The 26,625-nt window shown below is 62.4% G+C and carries 26 protein-coding genes; 25 read left to right on the top strand and 1 reads right to left on the bottom strand.

Annotation, left to right across the window (positions count from 1 at the left end):
- Window positions 1–54: 54 nt before the first annotated feature.
- The 11 genes from AT302_RS15945 (at window position 55) to rlmD (ending at window position 10,668) form a co-directional block, all read left to right on the top strand.
- Entirely contained in the window at window positions 55–1,257 is a 1,203-nt protein-coding gene (locus AT302_RS15945) for a CaiB/BaiF CoA transferase family protein (RefSeq protein ID WP_058380366.1), read from the top strand.
- Window positions 1,258–1,408: 151 nt separating this feature from the next.
- A complete protein-coding gene (locus tag AT302_RS15940) occupies window positions 1,409–2,440 on the top strand; it encodes an ABC transporter substrate-binding protein (RefSeq protein WP_058379264.1) in 1,032 nt (343 codons plus the stop codon).
- Window positions 2,440–3,252 carry an ABC transporter ATP-binding protein gene (locus tag AT302_RS15935; protein ID WP_058380365.1) on the top strand — a complete coding sequence of 271 codons (813 nt, stop codon included), beginning with the start codon at window positions 2,440–2,442 and terminating at the stop codon, window positions 3,250–3,252. Before AT302_RS15940 ends, AT302_RS15935 begins: the two co-directional genes overlap by 1 nt.
- Window positions 3,253–3,269: 17 nt before the next feature.
- Window positions 3,270–3,407 carry a hypothetical protein gene (locus AT302_RS27635; protein WP_157125806.1) on the top strand — a complete coding sequence of 46 codons (138 nt, stop codon included), beginning with the start codon at window positions 3,270–3,272 and terminating at the stop codon, window positions 3,405–3,407.
- A 21-nt stretch (window positions 3,408–3,428) separates the two neighbouring features.
- On the top strand, window positions 3,429–4,247 hold the full coding sequence (locus AT302_RS15930; RefSeq protein ID WP_058379263.1) for an ABC transporter permease: 819 nt from the start codon (window positions 3,429–3,431) through the stop codon (window positions 4,245–4,247).
- 59 nt (window positions 4,248–4,306) lie between these two features.
- Window positions 4,307–5,068 carry a 5'/3'-nucleotidase SurE gene (gene surE / locus AT302_RS15925; RefSeq protein ID WP_058379262.1) on the top strand — a complete coding sequence of 254 codons (762 nt, stop codon included), beginning with the start codon at window positions 4,307–4,309 and terminating at the stop codon, window positions 5,066–5,068.
- Window positions 5,065–6,216 carry a protein-L-isoaspartate(D-aspartate) O-methyltransferase gene (locus tag AT302_RS15920; protein ID WP_058379261.1) on the top strand — a complete coding sequence of 384 codons (1,152 nt, stop codon included), beginning with the start codon at window positions 5,065–5,067 and terminating at the stop codon, window positions 6,214–6,216. Before surE ends, AT302_RS15920 begins: the two co-directional genes overlap by 4 nt.
- A gap of 85 nt (window positions 6,217–6,301) precedes the next feature.
- Entirely contained in the window at window positions 6,302–7,087 is a 786-nt protein-coding gene (locus tag AT302_RS15915) for a peptidoglycan DD-metalloendopeptidase family protein (protein ID WP_237172194.1), read from the top strand.
- A 15-nt stretch (window positions 7,088–7,102) separates the two neighbouring features.
- On the top strand, window positions 7,103–8,209 hold the full coding sequence (gene rpoS, locus AT302_RS15910; protein ID WP_058379259.1) for an RNA polymerase sigma factor RpoS: 1,107 nt from the start codon (window positions 7,103–7,105) through the stop codon (window positions 8,207–8,209).
- Between the two features lie 76 nt (window positions 8,210–8,285).
- Window positions 8,286–9,062, top strand: a complete 777-nt coding sequence (locus AT302_RS15905) for a 3'-5' exonuclease (protein ID WP_058380364.1) — start codon at window positions 8,286–8,288, stop codon at window positions 9,060–9,062.
- 148 nt (window positions 9,063–9,210) lie between these two features.
- Window positions 9,211–10,668, top strand: coding sequence for a 23S rRNA (uracil(1939)-C(5))-methyltransferase RlmD (gene rlmD, locus AT302_RS15900; RefSeq protein ID WP_058380363.1), 1,458 nt, complete (start codon window positions 9,211–9,213; stop codon window positions 10,666–10,668).
- 196 nt (window positions 10,669–10,864) lie between these two features.
- On the opposite strand, the gene AT302_RS15895 is transcribed toward rlmD, so the two are convergent.
- Entirely contained in the window at window positions 10,865–11,563 is a 699-nt protein-coding gene (locus AT302_RS15895; RefSeq protein WP_058379258.1) for a Bax inhibitor-1/YccA family protein, read from the bottom strand.
- Window positions 11,564–11,971: 408 nt separating this feature from the next.
- On the opposite strand from AT302_RS15895, the gene ndk reads away from it, so the two are divergent.
- From ndk to AT302_RS15825, 14 genes are all read left to right on the top strand, one after another.
- Window positions 11,972–12,397 carry a nucleoside-diphosphate kinase gene (ndk, locus tag AT302_RS15890; protein WP_058379257.1) on the top strand — a complete coding sequence of 142 codons (426 nt, stop codon included), beginning with the start codon at window positions 11,972–11,974 and terminating at the stop codon, window positions 12,395–12,397.
- Between the two features lie 58 nt (window positions 12,398–12,455).
- Window positions 12,456–13,577, top strand: a complete 1,122-nt coding sequence (rlmN, locus tag AT302_RS15885; protein WP_058380362.1) for a 23S rRNA (adenine(2503)-C(2))-methyltransferase RlmN — start codon at window positions 12,456–12,458, stop codon at window positions 13,575–13,577.
- A 261-nt stretch (window positions 13,578–13,838) separates the two neighbouring features.
- Window positions 13,839–14,918, top strand: a complete 1,080-nt coding sequence (locus tag AT302_RS15880) for a helix-turn-helix domain-containing protein (RefSeq protein WP_058379256.1) — start codon at window positions 13,839–13,841, stop codon at window positions 14,916–14,918.
- An 18-nt stretch (window positions 14,919–14,936) separates the two neighbouring features.
- On the top strand, window positions 14,937–16,217 hold the full coding sequence (gene ispG, locus AT302_RS15875; protein ID WP_058379255.1) for a flavodoxin-dependent (E)-4-hydroxy-3-methylbut-2-enyl-diphosphate synthase: 1,281 nt from the start codon (window positions 14,937–14,939) through the stop codon (window positions 16,215–16,217).
- 62 nt (window positions 16,218–16,279) lie between these two features.
- Entirely contained in the window at window positions 16,280–17,656 is a 1,377-nt protein-coding gene (gene hisS, locus AT302_RS15870; protein ID WP_058379254.1) for a histidine--tRNA ligase, read from the top strand.
- Window positions 17,657–17,688: 32 nt separating this feature from the next.
- Window positions 17,689–18,318 (top strand): tetratricopeptide repeat protein, encoded by a 630-nt coding sequence (locus AT302_RS15865; protein WP_058379253.1) that lies wholly within the window; start codon window positions 17,689–17,691, stop codon window positions 18,316–18,318.
- Window positions 18,319–18,402: 84 nt separating this feature from the next.
- The gene (gene bamB, locus AT302_RS15860) at window positions 18,403–19,590 is read left to right on the top strand and encodes an outer membrane protein assembly factor BamB (RefSeq protein ID WP_058380361.1); all 1,188 of its coding nucleotides are present in this window, start codon (window positions 18,403–18,405) and stop codon (window positions 19,588–19,590) included.
- Window positions 19,591–19,668: 78 nt separating this feature from the next.
- Window positions 19,669–21,006 carry a ribosome biogenesis GTPase Der gene (der, locus tag AT302_RS15855; RefSeq protein WP_058379252.1) on the top strand — a complete coding sequence of 446 codons (1,338 nt, stop codon included), beginning with the start codon at window positions 19,669–19,671 and terminating at the stop codon, window positions 21,004–21,006.
- Between the two features lie 125 nt (window positions 21,007–21,131).
- Complete coding sequence (gene hfq / locus AT302_RS15850) at window positions 21,132–21,368, top strand: RNA chaperone Hfq (protein WP_010807283.1); 237 nt, start codon at window positions 21,132–21,134, stop codon at window positions 21,366–21,368.
- 102 nt (window positions 21,369–21,470) lie between these two features.
- Complete coding sequence (gene hflX, locus AT302_RS15845) at window positions 21,471–22,637, top strand: GTPase HflX (protein WP_058380360.1); 1,167 nt, start codon at window positions 21,471–21,473, stop codon at window positions 22,635–22,637.
- A gap of 219 nt (window positions 22,638–22,856) precedes the next feature.
- Entirely contained in the window at window positions 22,857–24,212 is a 1,356-nt protein-coding gene (gene hflK / locus AT302_RS15840; RefSeq protein WP_058379251.1) for an FtsH protease activity modulator HflK, read from the top strand.
- Window positions 24,213–24,224: 12 nt separating this feature from the next.
- Complete coding sequence (hflC, locus tag AT302_RS15835; protein WP_058379250.1) at window positions 24,225–25,124, top strand: protease modulator HflC; 900 nt, start codon at window positions 24,225–24,227, stop codon at window positions 25,122–25,124.
- Window positions 25,125–25,233: 109 nt separating this feature from the next.
- Window positions 25,234–25,389, top strand: coding sequence for a DUF2065 domain-containing protein (locus AT302_RS15830; protein WP_039374751.1), 156 nt, complete (start codon window positions 25,234–25,236; stop codon window positions 25,387–25,389).
- A 39-nt stretch (window positions 25,390–25,428) separates the two neighbouring features.
- Window positions 25,429–26,589 (top strand): ATP phosphoribosyltransferase regulatory subunit, encoded by a 1,161-nt coding sequence (locus AT302_RS15825; protein WP_058379248.1) that lies wholly within the window; start codon window positions 25,429–25,431, stop codon window positions 26,587–26,589.
- The last annotated feature ends 36 nt before the right edge of the window (window positions 26,590–26,625 follow it).

Genomic DNA, 26,625 nt, shown 5'->3' with positions numbered 1-26,625 from the left:
CCTCCCGATTCCACGGCTTCCGCAGGTGCTGCCGGTGCTGCCGGTGCTTCCGGCTTGCCGGGCAAGGGCGCGCTCGCCGGTGTGAAGGTGCTTGAACTGGGCACGCTCATCGCCGGGCCGTTCGCCGCACGCATGCTCGGCGAGTTTGGTGCCGAAGTCATCAAGATCGAAGATCCGGAGCACGGCGACCCGTTGCGCAAGTGGCGCAAGATGCATCCCGATGCGGGCGGCACATCGCTCTGGTGGGCCGTGCAGGCTCGCAACAAAAAGTCGGTGACGGTCAATCTCAAGGCACCGGAAGGGCAGGCCATCGTGCGCAAGCTCGCGGCGCAAGCCGATATCGTGGTCGAGAACTTCCGCCCCGGTTTGCTTGAGCGTTTCGGGCTCGGTTACGAACAACTCTCGGCCGACAATCCGGGGCTGGTGATGGTGCGCCTCTCGGGCTACGGCCAGACCGGCCCCTATCGCGACCGGCCCGGCTTCGGTGCGATTGCCGAATCGATGGGCGGCTTGCGTCATATCACCGGCTATCCCGACCTGCCGCCGCCGCGCATCGGCATCTCGATTGGCGATTCGATTGCGGCGTTGCACGGTGTGATCGGCGCGATGATGGCGCTGCATCACCGCAACGTGAACGGCGGGCGAGGGCAGGTGGTCGACGTCGCGCTGTATGAAGCCGTGTTCAACCTGATGGAGAGCGTGGTGCCCGAATACAGCGTGGCGGGCATGGTGCGTGAGCGCACCGGTGCCTCGCTGCCGGGCATCGTGCCGTCGAACACCTACCCGTGCGCAGACGGCATGATCGTCGTCGGCGGCAACAGCGATCCGATTTTTAAACGGCTGATGCATGCCATCGGCCGCGCCGATCTTGCGGAAGACCCGGGCCTCGCGCACAACGATGGCCGTGTGCCGCGCACGCAGGAAATCGACGACGCGATTGGCGGGTGGACTCGCGCGCGTCCTATCGATGAAGCGCTCACCGTCTTGCAGGGCGCCGACGTGCCCGCGAGCCGAATCTACACGGTGGCCGACATGTTCCAGGACCCGCAGTTTGCTGCGCGCCAGATGATCCAGCGTTACCGTTTTCCGGATGGCACGCCGATCGACCTGCCGAACATTACGCCCAAGCTATCCGATACCCCGGGCGAGACCCAGTGGCTCGGCCCGGCGCTGGGCGAACACACGGATGAGGTGCTTGGGCAACTGGGTTATGATGCCGGGCAAATCAAGACCCTGCGCGAGAACAAGATCATTTGAGTGATCGCTGGCGCAGGATCACGGGGTGCCGTGCCGACGGTGCCGACTTCGCCCGGTGTGACCGGGGCAAGGTCGGACGGCTCGCGCAGGCGTCTCGTGAATAAAGCACGTCGAATAAAGAAAGAACGCTGCAACCACGGAGACAATCACCATGCAACGACGTCAGTTCGTGACGGCTCTTGCCGCCACCGGTCTGCTGAGCGCAGGCATTCGCCAGGGCTTCGCACAAGCCAAACTTGAAAAGACCAAGATCGCTATCGCCGTTGGCGGCAAGAACCTGTTCTATTACCTGCCGCTCACGATTGCCGAGCGCCTGAACTACTTCAAGGACGAAGGCCTCGACGTCGAAATCTCCGACTTCGCGGGCGGCTCGAAAGCGCTTCAGGCACTCGTCGGCGGCAGCGCCGATGTGGTCTCGGGGGCTTACGAGCACACCATTCTGTTGCAGGCCAAGAATCAGTTCATCCGCGCCTTCGTATTGCAAGGCCGCGCGCCGCAGATCGTGTTCGGCGTGTCGAACAAGACGATGCCGAATTACAAGTCGCTCGCCGACCTGCGCGGCAAGAAGATCGGTGTGACGGCACCGGGCTCGTCGACGAACATCATGGCGAACTTCGTGCTCGCCAAGGGCGGCGTGAAACCCAATGAAGTGGCGTTCGTCGGTGTCGGTGCCTCGTCGGGTGCGCTCGCGGCAATTCGCTCGGGCAACATCGACGCGATCGTCAACCTCGACCCGGTCATCACGATGCTCGAGCGCGACAAGGAGATCCGCGTGATCTCGGATACGCGCACGCTCAAGGAAACGGTGTCGGTGTTCGGCGGCAATATGCCGGCCGGCTGTCTTTACACGAACGAGTCGTTCATCCAGAAAAATCCGAACACCACGCAGGCCCTCGCCAATGCGATGGTGCGTGCGCTGCGCTGGTTGCAGACGGCAGGCCCCTCGGATCTGATCAAGACGGTGCCCGAAGCGTATCTGCTCGGCGACCGCGCGTTGTACCTCGATGCATGGAGCCGCGTGAAGGAAGCCATCTCGCCGGACGGCATCATTCCCGCCGATGGCCCCGCGACGGCGCTGCGCACGTTGCAGGCATTCGATGAGACCGTGAAGGGCCGCCCGATCGATCTGGCGAAGACGTTCACGAACGAGTTCACCAAGAAGGCCGACGCCAAGTACAAATGATGACTGCGCCGGCTCTGAGTTTTGACAGCATTACCTGCACGTTCGTCGCGCGCGACGATCGTCGTCAGCGCTACACGGCCGTGGCCGACACCTCGCTCGACATTGCGCCGGGCGAGTTCGTGTCGGTCGTTGGCCCGACCGGTTGCGGCAAGTCGACGCTGCTCAACGTCGCGGCGGGGCTGCTGATGCCGTCGTCGGGCACGGTGAAAGTGTTCGGCGAACCGCTCACGGGGATCAACTCGCGCGCGGGCTATATGTTTCAGGCCGAAGCGCTGATGCCTTGGCGCAACGCGATCGACAACGTGACCGCCGGGCTGGAGTTCCGGGGTGTCGCGCCGGAAGAGGCGAGGGCGCGCGGGGACGAATGGCTCAAGCGCGTTGGGTTGGGCGGGTTTGGCGACCGGTATCCGCATCAGCTCTCGGGCGGCATGCGCAAGCGTGTGGCCATGGCGCAGACGCTGATTCTCGATCCGGACATCATTCTGATGGACGAACCGTTCTCGGCGCTCGACATCCAGACGCGTCAGTTGATGGAGAACGAACTGCTCGAACTGTGGGCCGCCAAGCGTCGCGCCGTGCTCTTCATCACGCACGATCTGGACGAGGCGATTGCGCTGTCCGACCGGGTGGTGGTGCTGGCCGCCGGGCCGGGCACCCATCCGATCGGCGAGTTCCGCATCGACCTGCCGCGTCCGCGCGATGTGGCCGAGATTCGGAACCTGCCGCGCTTCACCGAGCTGCATGCCCAGATATGGGATGTGTTGCGCGAAGAAGTGTTGAAGGGTTACGCCCAACAGCTCAAGGCCGTCTGAGCGTCATGGGACAAATCGTGACTTTCCTGAGCTTCGTGAGCCACCAGATCACGTTGGCCCCCCTGAACATCGGGTGCGGCTGGGTTCAGTGGTTCGACTGGATGGATTGCTTCGATTTGCCCGACATCTTCGGCTGGTTCGATTGGCTTGTCTGATATTCCCGGAATTCGTTCGTCATGCGTAATCGTTCGATCATGCGCCATTTGCGGTTGTGGCAATGGCTGCTGCTGGTAGTGAGTTTTCTGGTCTGGTATGTCCTGACCAGCCCCACACTGCTGCCGGCGTTCTACTTCGATAGTCCCGACAAGGCCGCCTTCTTCTTCGGAGAACCGCAGAAGGTGCTGTGGCAGATCTGGCAGTGGTTCGCCAGCGGGGAGATCTATCTTCACCTCGGGGTGACGTTGCTCGAGACTGTGCTCGCATTTGCCATTGGCACGGTGGCCGGGCTGGCTGTCGGGCTGTGGCTTGCGCTTTCGCCCGCCGCCGGTGCGTTGCTTGACCCGTATATCAAGGCCGCCAACTCGATGCCGCGCGTGATTCTCGCGCCGATCTTCGGGGTGTGGTTCGGGCTCGGTATCTGGTCGAAGGTGGCACTCGGCGTCACGCTGGTGTTCTTCATCGTGTTCTTCAACGTCTATCAGGGCGTGAAGGAAGTCAGCCCGGTGGTGCTCGCCAATGCACGCATGCTGGGAGCGAATCAACGCCAGTTGCTGCGCCGGGTCTATCTGCCGAGCGCGACGAGCTGGGTGTTCTCCAGTTTGCACAACTCGGTGGGGCTCGCGTTCGTCGGTGCCGTCGTGGGCGAGTATCTGGGGTCGGCGCGTGGCGTGGGCTACCTGATTCTGCAAGCGGAAGGCACGTTCGACATCAACGCCGTGATTGCCGGGGTGCTGATTCTGACGGCGTTCGCGCTGGTGCTCGACGGGCTCGTCGGTGTGGTGGAGAAGCGACTGCTGGTCTGGCAGCCGCAGGCGGGTGAAACGGAGAAGATGTAGGCATCCGACGCCTCGTGAGCGTCATATCCGGGGACCTTTCCTCGGTTACAATTGCCCACATGCGAATCCTGCTCAGCAACGACGATGGGTATCAGGCGCCAGGCCTGGCCGCGCTCTACGAAGCGCTGGCCCCGCTTGGTGACATTACCGTGGTGGCGCCCGAACAGAACTGTAGCGGTGCGTCCAATTCTCTGACCCTCCAACGGCCGCTGTCGGTCTTCAAAGGCAGCAACGGGTTCACTTTCATCAACGGCACGCCGACCGATTGTGTTCACGTTGCGCTGACCGGGCTGCTCGACGAGCGGCCCGACATTGTGGTCTCCGGCATCAACAACGGCCAGAACATGGGCGAAGACACGCTGTATTCCGGCACCGTCGCGGCGGCCACCGAAGGCTTTCTCTTCGGTATTCCGTCGTTCGCCTTCTCTCAGGTACATAAGGGCTGGGATCACCTCGACAGCGCCGCACGTGTGGCGCGCGACGTGATCGAGCGCTATATGGAGCGGCCGCTTGGCGCGCCGATTCTCCTCAACGTCAATATTCCGAATTTGCCGTACGACCAGCTCAAGGGCGCGCAAGCGACGCGTCTGGGCAAGCGGCATCAGTCGCAGCCGGTGATCCGTCAGGAAAGCCCGCGCGGCGACACCATCTACTGGATCGGTCCGGCCGGCGACGCGCGCGATAGCAGCGAAGGCACCGATTTTCACGCCGTGGCGCACGATTACGTCTCGGTCACCCCCTTGCAACTGGATCTCACGCATAACGCACGACTCGGTGTCGTGCATGACTGGCTGGCCAGCGCAGGGGTGGCCGGACAATGACGACACCGCCGAAGCGTTTTCCCCTGCCGCTGTCCGAAGTCATGACCCGTCGCCAACGCCAGGCGCCGGCGCTCGACAAGGCAACTCGGGCAAGCCCCGCTGGTGCACCGCCTGCCGCGATGACGCGTGCGGCGGCGACACCGGCAAAGTCGACAACGCCGACGACACAGGTGAAGCCGGCGGCATCGGGCAAGCCAGCGACAGGGAAAACCGCTTCGGCCAGTCACACGCCGACTCAACATCACGGGCTGCGCCCGGCGGCGACAACGATGGCAGGGGCATCGGCGCGTCCGGCGGGCTCGGCGGCACCGCGCCCTGTCACCCCGAAGGGGCTGGCACGGCCGGCCAGTGCGCCGCACGCGCAGCCTGCGCCTCATGGGGCCGGGCAAGCGGTGAAAACGGCGCCGCGTCTGGTGCAAGGCAAAGGGCCCGCGGCACCGGTGAAAGTTTCGACAGGCAACACCACGCGTCACGCGAAGTCGGCGCCGCTCCCTTCGCCGGACGGTATTGGTCTTACCTCGGAGCGCGTGCGGGGCCGGATGGCTGAACGCGTTGCCGCATCGGGCGTCAAACACGCGGGTGTGCTGGCAGCGCTCGCGACGGTGCCGCGCCACGGCTTTGTCGATGCGGGGCTGGCCAATCAGGCCTATGAAGATGCGGCGTTGCCCATTGGACATGGCCAGACGATTTCGAAGCCGTCGGTGGTCGGTCGCATGATCGAGTTGCTGCTCGCGAGTGGCCGTCCGCTGGAGAAGGTGCTGGAAATCGGCACCGGTTGCGGCTATCAGGCGGCGGTGCTGTCTTGTGTGGCACGCGACGTCTACTCAATCGAACGGGTGCGTCCGCTGCATGAACGGGCGAAAGCCAACCTGCGGCCGTTGCGTGTGCCGAACATCCGGTTGCACTACGGCGATGGCCGGCTCGGTCTGCCGGCCGTGGCGCCGTTCGACGGCATTGTGATCGCTGCCGCCGGACTTGAGATTCCGGATGCGCTGCTCGATCAGCTCGCCGTCGGCGCACGTCTCGTTGCCCCGGTGGGCGGCGAGCAACAGATTTTGACCCTCATCGAGCGTGTCGGTACGCGCCAGTGGCGCGAGACGCAGCTTGATAGGGTGTTATTCGTCCCCTTAAAATCGGGCATCATCTAAGCCCGTCGGGCCTATTCTGCGGAGGAATTGAGTGAATTTGCGAGCGGGTATTCAACAACGCGTCGCCAGTGTTCTGTTGCTTAGCATGCTGGCAGCATGCGCATCGCGACAGGTCGGCGCACCGGTCGTTGACCGTACCGTAGGCGGTACAACGACCGACAGCAGCGTGACGGGGGCTCCCGTCATCGACAATACGCCGGTGCCACCGGGCTTCTACCGCGTCAAGCCGGGCGATCGTCTCTATCGGATCGCGCTGGAAAACGGTCAGAATTATCGCGATATCGCGCGCTGGAACAACATTCAGAATCCGGACCAGATCGAAGTCGGTCAGGTGCTGCGTGTGAAGCCGCCTGCGGGCGATACCGGCACGCCGCTGCCGGCACCGATTGGCACCACACCATCGACGGCAACCACGAGCCCCAATCCGGCTTCGGTGCCACCTGCGGTGGTGCCGCCGCCGAGCAGTTCGGCAGCATCGGCCGCACCGAGCGCAGTGTCGAGCGGTGATCTGGCCCTGTCGTGGCCGGCCAAGGGCAGTGTGGTCGGCCGCTTCGACGATTCGAAGAACAAGGGGTTGAACATCGCGGGCAATGTCGGTGACCCGGTGTATGCCGCGGGCGCGGGCAAGGTGGTGTACTCGGGTGCCGGTCTGCGTGGTTACGGCAACCTGGTGATCATCAAGCACGACTCGACCTTCTTGACGGCGTATGCGCACAACCGCACACTGTTGGTCAAGGAAGGCGACAGCGTCACGCGCGGTCAGAAAATTGCCGAAATGGGCAACTCCGATGCCGATCGTGTCATGTTGCATTTCGAGGTGCGCCGTGATGGCAAACCTGTGGATCCGATGAAGTATTTGCCGCCTCAATAAACAAGGCAGGGTCGAATGCTCAAGAGAAAGCGTCGTACTTCGCAAGAGGAAGACCTCGCTGCCCCGGAGCCCGATCAGGAAGTCGACGATCGGCAATCCCGGCAGGAAGAGGACGTGGACGACGCTTTCGACGAGCGCGAGGCGGAGGAGGATGACGCCCCGTCATCCGACGAAGAGGGCAGCGGCGAAGGTACTAGTGAGACATCGTCTGGCGGACGCAAGCGCAAAGCTGCCGATGGCGACGATTTCGGCACGGTGCTTCAGGCCGAACTCACTGCCGATACCGTCCAGCACTATCTCAATCGCATCAGCGTCAAGCCGCTGCTTACGCCCGCCGAGGAACTCGATTACTCGACGCGCGCGCAAGCCGGCGAGTTTGCCGCGCGGCAGGTGATGATCGAGCGCAATCTGCGCTTGGTCGTCAGCATCGCCAAGGGATATCTCAACCGCGGTGTGCCGCTGCTCGATCTCATCGAAGAGGGCAATCTCGGCCTCATGCATGCGATCGAGAAATTCGACCCGGGCCGCGGCTTCCGCTTCTCAACTTACGCCACGTGGTGGATTCGCCAGAGCATCGAGCGCGCCATCATGAATCAGGCACGCACGGTGCGTTTGCCGGTGCACGTGATCCGCGAGCTCAATCAGGTGCTGCGCGCCAAGCGCCATCTGGAAAAGAGCGCGGCATACGTCGACGGCGGCGAGCAGCGTGATGCGAGTATCGAAGACATTGCCGATCTGACCGGCAAGACCCCCGACGAAATTACCGACATTCTGGCGCTTAACGAGCACGTGGCTTCGCTCGACGCACCGCTTGAGATCGATCCCGGCAGCAGCCTGCTGGATTTGCTGTCTGACGATCATGGCGTGGCGCCTGAGCAGGAAGTCCAGCATCGCGAGCTGGAAGACCTCATGCGCCTTTGGCTGTCACGGCTGTCGACCAAACATCGCTATGTGATCGAGCGCCGCTTCGGCCTCAATCGCGTTGAGCCCGCCACGCTCGAAGAGCTCGCCGACGAAATGGGGCTGACTCGCGAGCGCGTGCGCCAGATTCAGCAGGAGGCGCTCGTCAAGCTCAAGCGCTATTTCGCGTCGAACGGCGTGCGCAAGGACGCGGTGCTCTGAGTCGTTGGTGCGGGCGGCGCTGCCGGTCGCCGCGTCATGTGCGGCCGCCTTTTCCATTCCTTTCCCGATTCTCATCATGGCATCTCCCGTACTCGTCTTCGATATTGAAACGATTCCCGACGTCGACGGTTTGCGCCGACTCGAACCGGCGTATGCCGGCATGACCGACGACGAGGTGGCCGAAGCCGCGTTCGCCGCCCGGCGCGCCAAGGTCGGACACGATTTTCTGCCCTTGCATCTGCACCGGATCGCTGCGATTTCGTGCGTCTTTCGGGACCGCGACGGCTTTCGGGTGAAGTCGCTCGGCACACTGGAAGACGGTGAGGCGGCGCTGGTGTCGGGTTTCTATCGCACCATCGAAAAGTACGCGCCGCAGTTGGTATCGTGGAACGGCGGCGGCTTCGATCTGCCCGTACTGCATTACCGCGCGATGATTCACGGTGTCGCCGCCCCGCGGTATTGGGACATGGGCGAAGACGACCGCGAGTTCAAGTGGAACAACTACATCAGCCGCTATCACCAACGTCATCTCGACCTGATGGATCTGCTGGCGATGTATCAGGCACGTGCCAACGCACCGCTCGACGATCTGGCGAAACTGTGCGGCTTTCCCGGCAAGCTGGGCATGGATGGCAGCAAGGTGTGGGAAGCGTATCGCGACGGCAAGCTCGAAGAGATCCGCAATTACTGCGAGACCGACGTCGTGAACACGTATCTGGTGTACTGCCGCTTTCAATTGATGCGCGGTGGTCTGCGTCAGGCGGAATACGAGCAGGAAATCGAGTTCGTGAAGCGCTCGCTGGGCGACGAGGCGGCACCGCACTGGAAGGAATATCTCGACGCGTGGGTTTGATGCGACAAGTGGGAAGGCGCGCGCGAATCGATTAAAATGCTGGGTTTGCTGTCGCTATGAGAACAAAGACGTGACCCGCTCCTCCCGAAACTCCTCGCGCGGCCGGCCGAGTGCCGAGCCCGGCATTATCGATATCGACTCGCTCGACATGGAAGCGCGCGGCGTTGGCCGCACCGCTCCCGAAGGTGAACCTGGCACGCCGGAATACAAACCCGGCAAAGTCATCTTCGTCGAAGGTGCGCTGCCCGGGGAGCGTGTCAAATACCTGAGCTATCGCCGCAAACCCAAGTTCGAACAGGCTGACACGCTGGAAGTGCTGCGTTCCAGCTCGATCCGTGCCAAGCCGCAATGTCCGCATTTCGGCAAATGCGGCGGCTGCTCGATGCAGCATCTGGAGCCGCGCGCCCAGATCGCCATCAAGCAACGTGTGCTCGAAGACAATCTGGCCCGTCTGGGCAAGGTCAAGGCCGAGACGATGCTGCGCCCGATTCAGGGGCCGGACTGGGGATATCGTTTCCGTGCCCGCCTGACGGTGCGCTACGTGCCCAAGAAGGGTGGTGTGCTGATTGGCTTCCACGAACGCAAGAGCAGCTACGTCGCCGATATGGATTCGTGCGAAGTGCTGCCGCGACGTATTTCCGACATGCTGGTGCCGCTGCGCCGGTTGGTCGAGTCGCTGTCGATTCGGGAGCGCCTGCCGCAGATCGAGCTGGCCATCGGTGCCGACGTGACGGCCCTCGTGCTGCGTATTCTCGAGCCGCTCACGCCGGCGGACGAGGATATTCTGCGCACGTTTGCCGATGCGAACGCGGTCCAGTTCTGGTTGCAGACCAAGGGGCCGGACACCGCGGTGCCGTTCTATCCGCTGGCGCCGGAACTGCACTACACGCTGCCGGAATACCAGATCCGGATGCCGTTCAAGCCGACGGACTTCACACAGGTCAATCACCAGATCAATCGGGTGCTCGTGCACCGTGCGCTGCGACTGCTCGCGCCTGAGTCGACCGAGCGCGTGCTTGATCTGTTCTGCGGTCTGGGCAACTTCACGCTGCCGCTCGCACGTCGTGCCGGCACGGTGATGGGTATCGAAGGCAGCACGGCGCTGACCGAGCGCGCGCTCGCCAATGCCGAGCGCAACGGTGTCGCGGCACACACGGAATTCGCCTGCCGCAACCTGTTCGACATCACGGCGGAGGACATCCGCGCGCTGGGCGCTTTCGACCGCTATCTGATCGATCCGCCGCGCGAAGGTGCACTCGCCGTATCGAAGGCGCTCGCCGAGTTGGCCCAGCAAGGCTATGAAGGGCTGCCTAAGCGTATCGTCTATGTGTCGTGCAGCCCGGCAACGCTGGCGCGCGACGCGGGCCTGCTGGTGCACGAAGCGGGCTATCGCCTGACGCAGGCAGGGGTGGTGAACATGTTCCCGCACACGTCGCACGTTGAGTCGATGGCCGTGTTCGAGCATGAGAGCATCGGTCAGCCGTGGGTGCCGCTTGTGCGCGTGTCCGAGGCAGATGCGGACGCCCAGGCGGGCGAGGCTGACGTGGGTGTGGAAGCCATCGCCGGTGCGGTAGACGGTGACGGCGTGATTCACGAAGACGTCTGATCCGATCGTGTGAATTGGCGGGCGGCACGCACAAGCCGTCGTCTGCCAAGACACGGGGCTGATTGTCGCTGAGGTGTTATCCGCGTCCAGCCAAAGAAAAAGCCAGTCCCGAGGGACTGGCTTTTTTGTACCGCTTGGCAACCTAAGGCCGGGACGGGCGTGACGCCCGTCGGGGCTCTTCAATCATCCACCGCGATCAGTTGCGGTTGCCGCCCAGCACGCCGAGGATGGCGAGCAGGTTGGTGAAGATGTTGTACAGGTCGAGGTAGATCGCGAGCGTGGCGGTCACATAGTTCGTTTCGCCGCCGTTCACCACGCGCTGCACGTCGAACAGGATGTAGGCCGAGAAGATCGCGATGGCGAGCACCGAGACCGTCAGCATCAGGGCCGGCAGTTGCAGCCAGATGTTGGCGATCGAGGCGACGATGATCACCAGCACGCCCATGAACAGCCACTTGCCCAGACCGCTGAAGTCACGCTTGCTGACCGTAGCAACCGTGGCCATCACGCCGAAGATCACCGCGGTGCCACCGAACGCCAGCATGATGAGCGACGCGCCGTTCGAGAAGCCCAGCACAAAGCTCAGCATGCGCGTGAGCATCAGGCCCATGAAGAACGTGAAGCCGAGCAGCAAGGCCACCCCCACGCCGCTGTCCTTATAGCGCTGGATGGCGAACATGAAGCCGAAAGCGATCGCAAGGAAGGCAATGACGCTGACCATCGGGCTGCCCGCGAAGAGCGCGAAGCCGTAGGTCACGCCCAGCCAGGCTCCCGCAATCGTCGGCAGCATCGACAGCGCGAGCAGCCAATACGTATTGCGCAGCACCTTGTTGCGCACCTGTACGGTCGTCGCGCCTTGCCCGCCGTAGCCGAAACGTTGGAAATCCTGGTTCATATATGGTGTTCTCCGTGGTCATTGTGCCCGCCAGCGGGGCCGGCAGGCGTCGTGTGACGCTTTTTACGATGACCGGCGTGCGCCGGTTTATCCCCCGCAGCCGTTGGTCTGGCTTGTCGTCGATGTCACAGGATATCGAAAGATGTCCCGGAATGCGCTCAGAAGATGCCGAGAATGTTTGGGCAAATGCCCGAAAATTCAAGTCGGCGGGATGCCGTCAACCTTTCCATGGCGGGAAGGTGAGGAATCCTGCTGCTGCGCGAATCTCGCCAACAAGCCGGACAGTCCCGGCCGTCCTGCGTTTGAGCGGTGCGCGCACTGTAGGTTCCATCACCATAATAACAGCCTTCGTGCTACAATTACGGGTTCATGTTGGTTATATAACTGCTTAATTTTTTGGAGTTTTTCATGGCAGTCGAACGCACTCTTTCGATTATCAAGCCCGATGCCGTTGCCAAGAACGTGATCGGCCAGATTTACAGCCGTTTCGAAGGCGCGGGCCTGAAGATCGTTGCTGCCAAGCTCGTGCAACTGTCGCGCGCCGAAGCCGAACAGTTCTACGGTGTTCACAAGGAACGCCCGTTCTTCAAGGACCTGGTCGATTTCATGATCTCGGGTCCGGTCATGATTCAAGTGCTCGAAGGTGAAGGCGCTGTTCTGAAGAACCGCGACCTGATGGGCGCTACCGATCCGAAGAAGGCCGAGAAGGGCACGATTCGCGCCGATTTCGCCGACAGCATCGACGCGAACGCCGTGCACGGTTCGGACGCCGTTGAAACGGCTGCCGTTGAAGTGTCGTTCTTCTTCGCTGGCCTGAACGTCTACGCGCGCTAATGCGCGTTTAGTCGATCAGTCGCAAGAAGTTACCGAAGGGATGTTGATGGACCAGGCCATGACCAACCTCACGAATCTGCTTGATTACGATCCGGACGGTCTGGCCGCCTATTGCGGCACGCTCGGTGAAAAACCGTTCCGTGCGCGCCAGCTCCAGCGTTGGATCCACCAGATGGGTGCTGCCGATTTTGGCTGCATGACCGATCTGGCCAAGTCGTTGCGCGAAAAATTGCAGACACGTGCAATGATCGCTGCGCCGACGGCTATCACCGACCATGTGTCGACCGATGGCACGCGCAAATGGCTGCTGGATGTGGGTAACGGCAATGCCGTGGAAACCGTCTACATCCCTGAGGAGACGCGTGGCACGCTGTGCGTTTCATCGCAGGCGGGCTGCGCTGTCAACTGCCGGTTCTGTTCGACCGGCAAGCAGGGTTTTTCACGCAATCTCTCGCTCGGCGAGATCATCGGCCAGTTGTGGATGGCCGAATTTGCGTTGCGCCGCGATCTCGGGCGCGAAGGCAAGAACGAGCGCGTCATCAGCAATGTGGTGATGATGGGCATGGGCGAGCCGCTGCTCAATTTCGAGAACGTGGTGGGCGCCATGCGCCTCATGCTCGACGACAACGCCTACGGGCTGTCGCGTCGCCGCGTGACGTTGTCGACGTCCGGCGTGGTGCCGATGATGGATCGCCTGGGCCAGGAGCTGCCCGTGGCGTTGGCCGTCTCGCTGCACGCACCGAACGATGCGCTGCGCGATGTGCTCGTGCCGCTCAATAAGAAATATCCGTTACGCGAACTGATGGGCGCGTGCGAGCGCTACCTCGAAGTGGCCCCGCGCGATTTCATCACGTTCGAGTACTGCATGCTCGACGGTGTGAATGACACCGAAGCGCATGCGCGCGAGCTTGTCGCCCTAACCCGCGACGTGCCGTGCAAGTTCAATCTGATTCCGTTCAATCCGTTTCCCGAATCGGGCCTGCTGCGCTCGAAGGATCCGCAAATCAAGCGGTTTGCGCAGATTCTGCTCGACGCAGGCCTCGTCACGACCGTGCGCAAGACGCGCGGCGATGACATCGACGCGGCGTGTGGTCAGCTCGCCGGCGAAGTGCAGGATCGCACGCGGCTCGCACAGCGCGGCAAGTTCGGGAAAATCGCGGTCGAGGTGCGTACCGTATGAGGTTGCGCATGGGCGGGCGTGGACCGTGGCGAGGGCCGTCGGCCCGGCGCGCGCCATGCTGCCCGGCGGATCAGTCACGCACTACAGCATTCCTCGCGCGGAGCATCGTCGATGCTTCGCGCGATTTCGTCAGTCCCTCATCGAATCGTCCGAAGCGTCGCGCAGATCTTCACGCCGCGCGCAAGGACGGTGACGTGATGGCGCTGTCGCCAGCATATCCTCAGCCGCTGCGTGCGGCTGCTTACGAACGGGGGCGTATCGATGGATAACCAGAATCAGGCGGACGCAGGCGGGCAAACCGGGGCTCAGGGCCAGGGAACGCCGTCGGGATCGGCCGCCGGATTGGCTGAGCTGGGCGCGCAGGTGGGTGCGCAACTGGCCGCATTGCGCGAGAAGCGCGGCATGTCGATCGAAGATGTGTCGGCGCGTCTGAAAGTCTCGGTGCAGAAGCTGCAACGTCTGGAATCCGGCCAGTGGGATGCCTTGCCGGAAATGCCGTTTATTCAAGGGGTCGTGCGCAGTTACGCGCGCATGCTCGGAGGTGACCCGGAACCGATGATCGAGCCGCTGCGCCGTTTTGGCCGCACCGCACCGATCGATGTTCCGCAGGCGCCGACGGGGCAGCCCAGTATTCCGAAGAGCCCTGTGCGTTTCCGCTCGCCGGTCGCCGCGTCGCAGGCCAAATGGCCTTGGGCGCTGGCTGCACTCGTGGTGATTGCGGGTGCCGCGTGGTACTTCGGCAATGTCCACAAGCCGACCCGTGGGTCGACCGAGCCCGCCGATCTGGCGAGTGCCGCGTCGGCGCCGGGGGCGGAAGCCGCCGAGCCGGCCAGTCAGCCGGTCGTGGCCGATGCGAACGGCACGCCGCCGGGTGCCGATGGCACCAACAATGTGAACACCGCTGCCAACAACGGCAACACGGAAAGCACCGTCAACACCGCGACGGCGAGCTCGGCTACGGCCGGTGCCGGCCTGATCGCCGCGGTCGATCCGACGCATGTCGTGGCGGGCATCGCGAACGCGGCAGCCTCGGCTGCCAAGGCCGCAGTACCGGCACCGGCAGTCACCGCCTCGGCAGCTGGTGCGCCGGGCGCAGCAGGTAATGGCAAGATTGCGTTGCATCTGAAAGCAGATAGCTGGGTCGAAGTGCGTGCGAAGGACGGCAAGGTGCTGTACTCCCAGTTGATGCGTGCAGGTGCCGAACAGGAAATTACGGGCGAAGCGCCGTTCAAGATCGTTGTGGGTAACGTCGCGGGCGTCGAGTCGCTGGAGTTCAACGGTCAACCGGTCGAGATCAAGTCCCGTAACGCGGGCAACGTGGCGCGTCTGACGCTCCAGTAAGACCGAAAGAGGGTAATCATGGCTTCTGTAGAATGCATGCCGATCATTGGCGGTCCGGCACCGCGCCGTCAGTCGCGTAAAGTCGCGATTCGTTGGGGTGGCCAGCTCGTGACGGTCGGCGGCGATTCGCCGATTCGCGTGCAATCGATGACCAACACCGACACCGCAGACGCGATCGGCACGGCCATTCAGGTGAAGGAACTGGCGCAAGCCGGGTCCGAACTGGTGCGCATCACCGTCAACACGCCGGAAGCGGCGGCGGCGGTACCGGCGATTCGCGATCAGCTCGATCGTATGGGCGTGATGGTGCCGCTGGTGGGCGACTTCCACTACAACGGTCACAAGCTGCTCAACGACTATCCGGCATGCGCCGAAGCGCTGTCGAAGTACCGTATCAACCCGGGTAACGTCGGTCAGGGCGCCAAGCGCGACACGCAATTCGCGCAGATGATCGAAGCGGCCTGCAAGTACGACAAGCCAGTGCGTATCGGCGTGAACTGGGGCAGTCTCGACCAGTCGCTGCTCGCCCGCATCATGGACGAGAACGCCTCGCGCGCCACGCCGTGGGAAGCGCAGAGCGTGATGTACGAAGCGCTGATCACGTCGGCACTCGAGTCGGCTGAGCTGGCGCAGCGTGTCGGTCTGTCGGCCGACAAGATTCTGCTGTCGTGCAAGGTGAGCGCCGTGCAGGACCTGATCGCGGTGTACCGCGAACTGGCCAAGCGTTGCGACTATGCGTTGCATCTGGGGCTGACCGAAGCGGGTATGGGATCGAAGGGCATCGTGGCCTCGACGGCTGCACTGGCCGTGCTGTTGCAGGAAGGCATTGGCGACACGATCCGTATTTCGCTGACGCCGGAACCGGGCGGTGCACGCACGGGCGAAGTGGTGGTGGCGCAGGAAATCCTGCAAACGATGGGCCTGCGCGCGTTTGCGCCGATGGTCATCGCTTGCCCGGGTTGCGGCCGCACCACGAGCACGGTGTTCCAGGAACTGGCCTCGAAGATTCAGTCGTACCTGCGTGAACAAATGCCGGTGTGGAAGGCGCAATATCCGGGCGTCGAGAACATGAACGTGGCGGTCATGGGCTGCATCGTGAATGGCCCGGGCGAATCGAAGCACGCGAACATCGGCATCAGCTTGCCGGGTTCGGGCGAATCGCCGGCGGCGCCAGTGTTCGTCGATGGTGAGAAAGTGCGTACCCTGCGCGGCGACCATATCGCGGAAGAGTTCCAGCAGATCGTCGACGACTATGTGAAGACCCGCTACGCACAGACCGAAGGTGCCGTCGCCGCCTGAGTCGATCGAGATCGATTCAAGTGAAGATGGACGCGGGATCAAGCGGGCAGGACAAAGAGAATATGACTGAAGAAAAGAAGAAGCGCCCCGCCAAGCTGGCTGGGGTCAAGGGCATGAATGACATCCTTCCGCAGGACGAAGCCCTGTGGGAGTTTTTCGAAGAATCGGTGCGTGCCATGTTGCGCGCTTACGGCTATCAACAGATCCGTACGCCGATTCTCGAACACACGCAGCTGTTCACGCGCGGCATCGGCGAAGTGACCGATATCGTCGAGAAAGAGATGTACAGCTTTACGGATTCGCTCAACGGCGAGCAGCTCACGATGCGTCCGGAAGGTACGGCCGCAGCGGTGCGCGCCACGCTTGAGCACAATCTGCTGTACAGCGGCCCGAAGCGCCTGTGGTACTTCGGCCCGATGTTCCGTCATGAAAAGCCGCAACGCGGCCGTTATCGTCAGTTCCATCAGGTCGGCGTGGAAGCGCTTGGTCTGGCGGGCCCCGATGCGGACGTCGAAATTATTCTGATGTGCCAGCGCCTGTGGGACGACCTCGGCCTGACGGGCATCCATCTGCAACTGAATTCGCTGGGGCAGGGCGAAGAGCGCGCACGTCACCGTGCCGATCTGATCGCCTACCTCGAGAAGCACGTCGACCTGCTCGATGAAGATGGCAAGCGCCGTCTTTACACCAACCCGCTGCGCGTGCTCGACACGAAGAACCCGGCGATGCAGGCGATGGTCGAAGCTGCACCGAAGTTGATCGACTACCTCGGCGAAGACTCGATCAAGCATTTCGAAGGTGTGCAATCGCTGCTCAAGGCGAACAACATTCCCTTTACTATCAACCCCCGACTGGTGCGTGGTCTCGACTACTACAATCTGACCGTGTTCGAGTGGGTGACCGACAAGCTCGGCGCCCAGGGGACGGTGGCGGGTGGCGGTCGTTACGACCCGCTGGTCGAACAACTCGGTGGCGATGCCACGCCGGCGTGCGGTTGGGCGATGGGGGTGGAGCGCATTCTCGAGCTGCTGCGCGAAGACGATCTCGTGCCGCAGGCGGAAGGCGCCGACGTGTATGTGGTGCACCAGGGCGAAGCTGCCGTGGCGCCGGCACTGATCGCCGCAGAACGCATGCGCGATGCTGGCCTGAACGTCGTGTTCCATTGCAGCCCGGATGGCAAGGGCAGCAGCTTCAAGTCGCAGATGAAGCGTGCGGACGCGAGCGGTGCAAGCTTCGCGATCATCGTCGGTGAGAACGAAGTGGCCGCGGGCACGGCGGTGGTCAAGCACCTGCGTGCGGCCGATCCGTCGAACAATCAGACGAGCGTGCCGTTTGAAGGCCTCGCCGAACACCTGATCGATGCCATCGTCGCGAGTGCCGACGAAAGCGTGAATGAAAGCCTGACCAGCAATGGCGCGGGCAACGAAACGATTCACTAATCCAAGACGCCAGACACGGAGAGCCCCGGCGAATGAGCAGCTATCACGAGGAACAGGAACAGATCGAGAACGTAAAGGCCTGGTGGAAGCAGTACGGCAATTACGTTATCTGGACGCTGGTCGTCATCATGCTGGCCTATGGCGGCTGGAATCTGTGGCGCTATTACGAGCGCAAGCAGACGGTCGAGGCAGGTGTGCTGTACGGCGAGCTGGCTACGGCCATCGACGCGAAAGACAAGGCGAAGGTGTCGCGTATCGCGTCGGACATGGAGAGCAAGTTCAGTGGCACGCCGTACGCGCAAATGACCGCGCTGCTGGCCGCCAAGTCGCTCTCCGACGCGGGTGATGCGGCGGGCGCGAAGGCGCAGTTGCAGTGGGCGGTGTCGAACGCCAAGGACGACGAGTACAAGCAACTGGCCAAGCTGCGTCTGGCCGGTGTGCTGCTCGACGAGAAGGCGTACGACGAAGCGCTCAAGATGCTCGACAGTCCGCCGGCACCGTATGAGGGGCTGTTTGCCGATCGTCGTGGCGACGTGCTCGTTGCGCAGAGCAAGGTGGCCGACGCACGTACCGCTTACAAGCTGGCACTCGACAAGCTCGACAAGCAGGATTCGGGCATGCGCCAGTTCGTGCAGTTCAAGCTCGACGCGCTGGGCGCCTGAAGCGCGCCGGAATTTCATTGGCAGTTGACCCTCTCATAACGCATAACCGGGTACATGATGATCCTTAACGACTTCCGTCGATCGATGTCGAACACGCAGTCCGACGCGGCGCGCCGTGGCTCGCGCCGTGGTCTTTCCCAGCGCGCAGGCAGCGCGGTGCTGACGCTTGCGGTGCTCGGCACGCTGGGTGGTTGTGGCATCTTCAGCAGCAAGCCGCCGCATGAGCCGACGCCGCTGACGGAGATCAAGCAGGCGCTGACCGTCAAGCAAATCTGGACGGCAAGCGTGGGCAAGGCGGGCGACTACAGCTTTGCACCGGTGGCGGTAGGGAATGCCGTGTTTGCGGCAGGCGCCAATGGCAGCATCGTGCGTTTGGACGCCGATACCGGCGCCTCGAACTGGACGGCCAAGGCTGACAGCAGCATCACGGCCGGCCCGGGCAGCGACGGCGAGACGACGGTTGTCGCCACGCAGAAGGGCGACGTGATCGCGTTCGATCACGACGGCAAGCAGTCGTGGAAAGCGAATGCAGGCAGCGAAGTGCTGACCGCACCGCTGGTGGGGCGTGGTCTGGTGGTCGTGCGAGCGATCAACAACCGTGTGACGGCGTTCGATTCGGGCACGGGTTCGGTACGCTGGTCGTACTCGCAACCTTCGACGACGCTGACGCTGCGCACCGGCACGGGCATGACCTTCCTGGGTGACCGTGCGGTCGTGACGGGTTTCCCGGGCGGCAAGATGGTGGCGCTCGATGCAAACACCGGCAACCCGCTGTGGGTGACGCCGCTGTCGTATCCGAAGGGCGTGACCGAAGTCGAGCGTGTGAACGACGTGACCGGTTCGCCGGTCGTGTTCGGGCGTCAGGTGTGCGGTGCAACGTTCCAGGGCCGTGTGGGCTGTGCGGACGTGCAGACGGGTAACGGCCTGTGGGCGCGTGACTTCTCGTCGCCGAACGGCGTGACGCAAGACGAGCGTGTGGTGGCAGCGGTCAATACCGACGGTGCCGTCTACGCGTTCAACGCTGCCGATGGCAGTACACTGTGGCAGAACGACAAACTCAAGTACCGTGATCTGTCGGCACCGCTGGCCCTCGGCCGTGTGGTGGTGGTAGGCGACAAGCAGGGCTATCTGCATTTCCTGTCGCGTGACAACGGCGATATCCTCGCCCGCGTGAAGTTGAGCGGTGCGATCAGCGTACAGCCGGTCATCGCCGGCCAGACGCTGGTTGTGCAAACGCGCGACGGCAACATCTACGGCTTCCGACCGGATTAACCGGTTATCGGCAGCACCCGGGCATTTTCCGGGAACGGCCGGCAGCGCGCCGGCCGTATTCGTTTTTAGGGCTTATTCATGAAACCCGTGATCGCGCTCGTAGGGCGCCCCAACGTCGGCAAATCGACGCTATTCAACCGTTTGACCCGCTCGCGCGACGCCCTCGTCGCCGATATGCCCGGGCTCACGCGCGACCGTCACTATGGCGAGGGGCGTGTTGGCGAGCATCCGTATCTGGTCATCGATACCGGCGGTTTCGAACCGGTCGCCAAAGACGGCATTTACCACGAGATGGCCAAGCAGACGCGCCAGGCCGTGGTCGAAGCCGACGTGGTGATCTACATCGTCGACGGCCGTCAGGGCCTGACGCCGCAAGACCAGATCATTGCCGAGTATCTGCGCAAGACCGGTCGCAAGATCATGCTCGTGGTCAACAAGGCCGAGGGCATGAAGTACACGACCGTCGCCAACGATTTCTACGAACTCGGTCTGGGCGATCCGCTGGCGATTTCGGCCGCCCACGGCGACGGCGTTCGCGAAGTCATCGACGAGGCACTGGCACCGTTCTACGCCAATCAGGACGAGAACGAGACGGAAGAGAAGGGCGATGGCCGCGTGCGAATCGCCATCGTCGGCCGTCCGAACGTCGGTAAGTCGACACTTGTGAACACGCTGCTCGGCGAAGAGCGCGTGATCGCGTTCGACATGCCGGGGACCACGCGCGATTCGATCCATATCGAATTCGAGCGGCAGGGCAAGAATTACACGCTGATCGACACGGCGGGTCTGCGCCGTCGCGGCAAGGTGTTTGAGGCCGTTGAGAAGTTCTCGGTTGTGAAAACACTTCAATCGATTGCCGACGCCAACGTGGTGATTCTGATGCTGGATGCCCGCCAGGACATCTCCGATCAGGATGCCCACATCGCTGGCTTCATCGTCGAATCGGGCCGTGCGCTGGTGGTGGGTGTGAACAAGTGGGACGGTCTGGACGAGTACACGCGTGACCAGACCAAGCAGGAATTGGAGCGCAAGCTCAAATTCCTGGGCTTCGCCAGCTTCCACTTCATTTCAGCGGTGCGTGCGACCGGTATCGGTGCACTGATGCGCTCGGTGGACGAAGCGTATGCCGCGGCCATGAGCAAGCTGCCTACGCCAAAGCTCACGCGTGCCTTGGAAGAGGCCGTGGAGCACCAGCAACCGCGCCGCTCTGGCTTCTCGCGTCCCAAGCTGCGTTATGCGCACCAGGGGGGCTCGAATCCGCCGATCATCATCATCCACGGGAACAATCTCGATGGGGTGACTGACAGCTATCGCCGTTACTTAGAAAACCGTTTCCGCGAAACTTTTAAGTTGAAGGGGACTCCATTACGCATAGAGTTCCGGAACAGCGCGAACCCTTACGCCAAGGGCGAGTGAAAGCCCGTCCGGGGCGGGGTTTTGCTGGCGACGCTAGCAAAATCGGCTATAGTGTGGGAGTCAGGGTGGGAAGCGCGCACACGCCCTGGCTACGGTCATTTGCTAAAAATACAATGGAGTAACTTATGAGCAACAAAGGGCAACTTCTACAAGACCCGTTTCTGAACGCCTTGCGTAAGGAGCATGTTCCCGTCTCGATCTATCTGGTCAACGGTATCAAGCTGCAGGGAAACATCGAGTCGTTTGACCAGTATGTCGTCCTGCTGCGTAACACGGTCACCCAAATGGTTTATAAGCACGCCATTTCGACGGTCGTGCCTGCGCGTCCGGTGAATTTCCATCCGGAAGCCGAGCAGTCCTGATTCAGGCTCGCCCGACCGGGAGTCACTCCGGCCGGGCGAATTTCTCTTCCCGCCATCCCGCTCTTGTCCAACAGCCACGAAACCCATCCCCTGCGTAGTTTGATCACAAACGCCGCCCTCGTCGGCATCGATTTCGGCAAGCTCGATTTCGAAGCCAGTCTCCAGGAACTTGACCTTCTGACGAAATCCGCAGGCGCCAAGCCTGTCGTCAGCATTACCGGTCGTCGCCATAGCCCAGATGCGAAGCTGTTTATCGGTAGCGGTAAAGCCGAAGAACTGCGCGCTGCGATCGAAGAGCACGACGTCGATCTGGTCATTTTCAATCACGCCCTGACACCGGGTCAGCAGCGTAACCTCGAACATCTTCTGCAAACGCGCGTCGTCGACCGCACCAGCCTGATTCTCGATATCTTCGCCCAACGTGCGAAGAGTCACGAAGGCAAGCTGCAGGTCGAGCTCGCGCAGTTGCAGTACCTGTCCACGCGCCTCGTGCGCGCCTGGACTCACCTGGAACGTCAGAAGGGCGGTATCGGCCTGCGCGGCCCTGGCGAAACGCAGCTCGAGACCGACCGCCGTCTGCTCGGCGAGCGCGTGAAGTCGCTGGGTATCCGGCTGGACCGGCTCAAGCGTCAGCACGATACGCAGCGCCGGGCGCGTCAGCGCAGCGGCACGATGTCGATTTCGCTCGTCGGCTATACGAACGCGGGCAAATCGACGCTGTTCAACGCGATGACCAAGGCCAATGCCTACGCGGCTGACCAGCTTTTCGCGACGCTCGACACGACGTCGCGTCGCGTTTATCTGGGAGAAGTCGGGAACATCGTGCTATCGGATACTGTCGGATTCATCCGCGAGTTGCCTCACCAGTTGGTGGCGGCATTCCGGGCGACGCTTGAGGAGACGGTACACGCCGACATGCTGCTGCATGTGGTGGATGCCTCGAGTCAGGTGCGCAAGGAGCAGATGGCCGAGGTCAACGCCGTGCTGGCGGAGATCGATGCAGCGAACATCCCGCAGATTCTCGTCTGGAACAAGATCGACGCGGTGCCGGAACTGGCCGCACAAGGGCCGAGAATCGAACGGGACGAGAGCGGACGCATCACGCGCGTATTTTTGAGCGCGCGTACCGGTCAGGGCCTCGACCTGCTGCGTGAGGCCATTACCGAGGCGGTTGTGGCCGGCACTGCTGGGTTACAATCGCAGCACGAAGCGCCCGATGTCCGGCTCATCGACCGTTGGGACGATGTGCCGCGCGCAGAAGACAGATAACACGAGACGTCACACCGTGATGGTGCGGCTGCCGCGGGGAACACTGGCAGCACCGCCTGAAACGGGTGACGAACTGGCAAGAGACTAGACGGAGGCCGGGCAAGGCCGCCGATCGGCACACCAGATTCGGGAACCACGCGCAACCGGCAACACGCGCGCTCCGAAACGCGGCGCGCCGGTCGCAACGCCAAGACCGCTTCAGTCACCACGCTTCTACCTATGCTTCCAAGAGCTTTGATGCGACGAGTTGGCTTGACTTTCTCCCTGAACGACCCGCGCTGGGGGCGGGACGGCGGCGGCGATACGCCGTCCGGCAATCAGGAGCCGAATCGGCCCGACCGTTCAAACAATCCGAATCCTCAAGATCAGAAAGAACCCCCGCGTGGACCGCAAGGCCCGCAGCAGGATGGTCCGCCTGATCTCGACGAACTTTGGCGCGACTTCAATCGCCGTCTGAACCGTATCTTCGGCCGCAAGGGCGGCGGAGGCGGTAATGGTGGCGGTTCCAATAACTACACGGGCGGCTCGCGCGGCTCGGGTATCGGTGTCGGCATCGTCGTCGCCATCGCTTTCCTGATCTGGCTCGCCACCGGCGTGTTCATCGTGCAGGAAGGGCAGGTCGGCGTCGTCACGCAATTCGGCAAGTACAAATACACGACGACCTCGGGTATTCAGTGGCGCCTGCCGTATCCGATCCAAGCGGTCGAGATCGTGAACATGTCGCAGATCCGATCGGTCGAAGTTGGCCGCTCGAGCACCGTTCGCGATACCGCACTGAAGGATTCGTCGATGCTCACCGGCGATGAGAACATCATCGACGTGCGCTTTGCCGTGCAGTACCGGATCAAAGATGCGACCGAGTTCCTGTTCAATAACGTGGACGCCGAATCGTCGGTGAATCTTGCCGCGCAAACCGCCGTGCGCGAAATCGTGGGCAAGAACAAGATGGACTTCGTGCTGTACTCCGGCCGCGAAGAAATCGCCAACGAACTGGTCACGTCGATTCAACGCATTCTCGACATGTACAAGACGGGCATTCTCGTCACGAGCGTGACGATGCAAAGCGTGCAGCCGCCGGAGCAGGTGCAAGCCGCGTTCGACGATGCCGTGAAGGCCGGTCAGGATCTGGAGCGCTCCAAGAACGAAGCACAGGCATATGCCAACGACGTGATTCCGCGTGCCAAGGGTACCGCGTCGCGTCTGACCGAAGAGGCGGCCGGTTACAAGGCACGCGTCGTGTCGCAGGCGCAGGGTGATGCCGATCGCTTCAAGTCGGTGCAGGAAGCCTATGCCAAGGCACCTGGCGTGATTCGCGAGCGTATGTATCTCGATACGATGCAGCAGATCTACTCGCGCACCACGAAGATCATGGTGGATTCGAAGAACAACAGCCTGTTGTATTTGCCGTTGGACAAGATCATGGATCGCACACGCAGCGATGCGTCGACCCCGGCACCGGCCTCAGGTGCGGGCACGAACGCTGCGACGGGCTCGGCGGCTGCCGACGATGCCACGGATATCGACCATGATCGATCGCGCGCGGCACTGCGCAACCGCGACCGCGATTCACGCTAAGGGGATAAGCGCATGAACCGTATTGGAACCATTATTGTCGCGCTGATCGTCTTGCTGATCGTGCTTGCCTCGACCATGTTCGTGGTGGATCAGCGTCGTTATGCCGTCGTGTTTTCGCTCGGCGAAATCAAGGATGTCTACGGCCAGCCGGGCCTGAAGTTCAAGTTGCCGCCGCCGCTCCAGACTGTGCTGTATCTGGACAAGCGCATCATGACCATCGACAACCCGGAGCCGGAGCGCTTCATCACGGCCGAGAAGAAGAACCTGATCGTCGACTCGTATGTGAAGTGGCGCATCGTCGACCCGCGTAAGTTCTATGTGAGCTTCAAGGGCGACAACCGTCTGGCGCAGGATCGTCTGACGCAGCAAATTCGCTCGGCCTTGCAGGAAGCCTTTACCAAGCGCACGGTGACCGAAGTTGTGTCGTCGCAGCGTGAGCAGGTGATGCAGTGGGTCAAGCAGAAGGTTGGCGAGGATGCCGCGCAAGTGGGTATCGAGATCGTCGACGTGCGGATGCGTCGTGTGGATCTGGCGGCAGGCATCAGCGATTCGGTGTACAGCCGGATGGCTGCCGAGCGCAAGCGCGTGGCGAACGAGTTGCGTTCGACCGGTGCCGCAGAAGCCGAGCAGATTCGTGCCGATGCCGACCGTCAACGTGACGTCGTCGTGGCCGAAGCCTACGCCAAGGCGCAGCAGGTGAAGGGCGAGGGCGATGCTGCCGCCGCCAACATCTATGCGCAAGCGTTTGGCCGTGACCCGCAGTTTGCTCAGTTCTACCAGAGCCTCGAAGCGTACAAGGCGACCTTCCGTGACAAGAAGGACGTGATCATTGCCGATCCGAACAGCGATTTCTTCCGTTTCATGCGGAGTTCGGGCGGTGCTGGCGCGACAGCCGGAAAAGCGGGAAAATAGCCCCCTTGACACCCGAGTAGCCGCCACCGCCCGCGTCAACCGCGGGCGGTGGCATTTTGGCCGAGTCCCCCCCGTGACCAGCAGCACCCTCATTCTCGCTTTAGCCCTCATGCTGATTGTCGAGGGTTTGTTTCCGTTCGTCGCCCCGGACCGGTGGCGGCAAAGTTTTCGTAAAATAACGGAAATGCCGTCCGGCCAGATCCGCTTTTTCGGCCTGGCCGCCGTGTCGCTGGGGCTGATTCTGATGCTGCTGGCCGATCACTAAAAGGTGCGCTTTGCGCGCCGTCTGAATACCGAAATACCCATGCCGAACTGGCTACTCCCTGAAAATATCGCCGACGTGCTGCCGTCCGAGGCGCGCAAGATCGAAGATCTGCGCCGGCTCATGCTCGATCGTTTCCGCACCTACGGCTATGAACTCGTCATGCCGCCGATGCTCGAGTACGTCGAATCGCTGCTCACCGGCACCGGTCACGACCTCGATCTGCGCACGTTCAAGCTGGTCGACCAGCTCTCTGGCCGCACGATGGGGCTTCGCGCCGACATCACGCCGCAGATTGCCCGTATCGACGCCCACTTGCTCAACCGCAAGGGCGTGACGCGCTTGTGCTATGCCGGCAGCGTGCTGTTCACGCGTCCGCGTAACTTGCTCGCCACGCGTGAGCCGTTCCAGATTGGCGCGGAAATCTTCGGCCATGGCGGGCTGGAAGCGGATCTCGAGATTCAGGAGTTGCTGCTGTTCTGCCTGCGTTTGGCAGGTCTCAAGCAAATCCGTATCGACCTTTGCCACGCGGGCGTGCTTGAGGCGCTGATCGACAGCGTGCCGGTGGCCGAGGCGCGGGAAAGCGAGTTGTTTGGCGCGCTGGCGACGAAGGATGTCCCCCAGCTTCAAGCGCTGACGCAAGATTTGCCGGCCCACGTGCGCGACGCGCTGTTGGCGCTCACCACGCTGTACGGCGAGCCCGCTGAGACGCTGGCGCGTGCCCGTAAGGCGTTGCCCGACCTGCCGGGCGTGAAGGCCGCCTTGGACGATCTGGACTATCTGGCGGCGTCGCAGAGCAAAGACGGTCAGGCCGAGCTGTCGATCGATCTGGCTGATTTGCGCGGCTACCAGTACCACAGCGGCGTGATGTTCGCGGCGTACGTCGATGGCATCCCGAACGCGATCGCGCGCGGCGGCCGTTACGACAAGGTCGGTCAGGCGTTCGGGCGCGACCGTCCGGCAACCGGTTTTTCGCTGGATTTGCGTGAGTTGGCGGCAATTTCGCCGGTAGAAGCACGTAGTAACGCGATTTTGGCGCCTGCGGACGACGTGCCGGGGCTGCGTGCCAAGATCGAAAGCCTGCGCGACGCCGGTGAGGTGGTCATCCGCATGCTGCCGGGCCACGATCAAGACTTCGAGGAGTTCACGGGAGACCGCGTTCTCGTTGAGAAAGATGGCCAGTGGGTTGTGACACCCCGGTGAATCCGCTGAAAAAAGCGGCACTAGCGTACCCCAACA

It is taken from the genome of Pandoraea norimbergensis, assembly GCF_001465545.3.
Taxonomy (GTDB): domain Bacteria; phylum Pseudomonadota; class Gammaproteobacteria; order Burkholderiales; family Burkholderiaceae; genus Pandoraea; species Pandoraea norimbergensis.
This window is presented reverse-complemented; position numbering and strand designations above follow the sequence as displayed.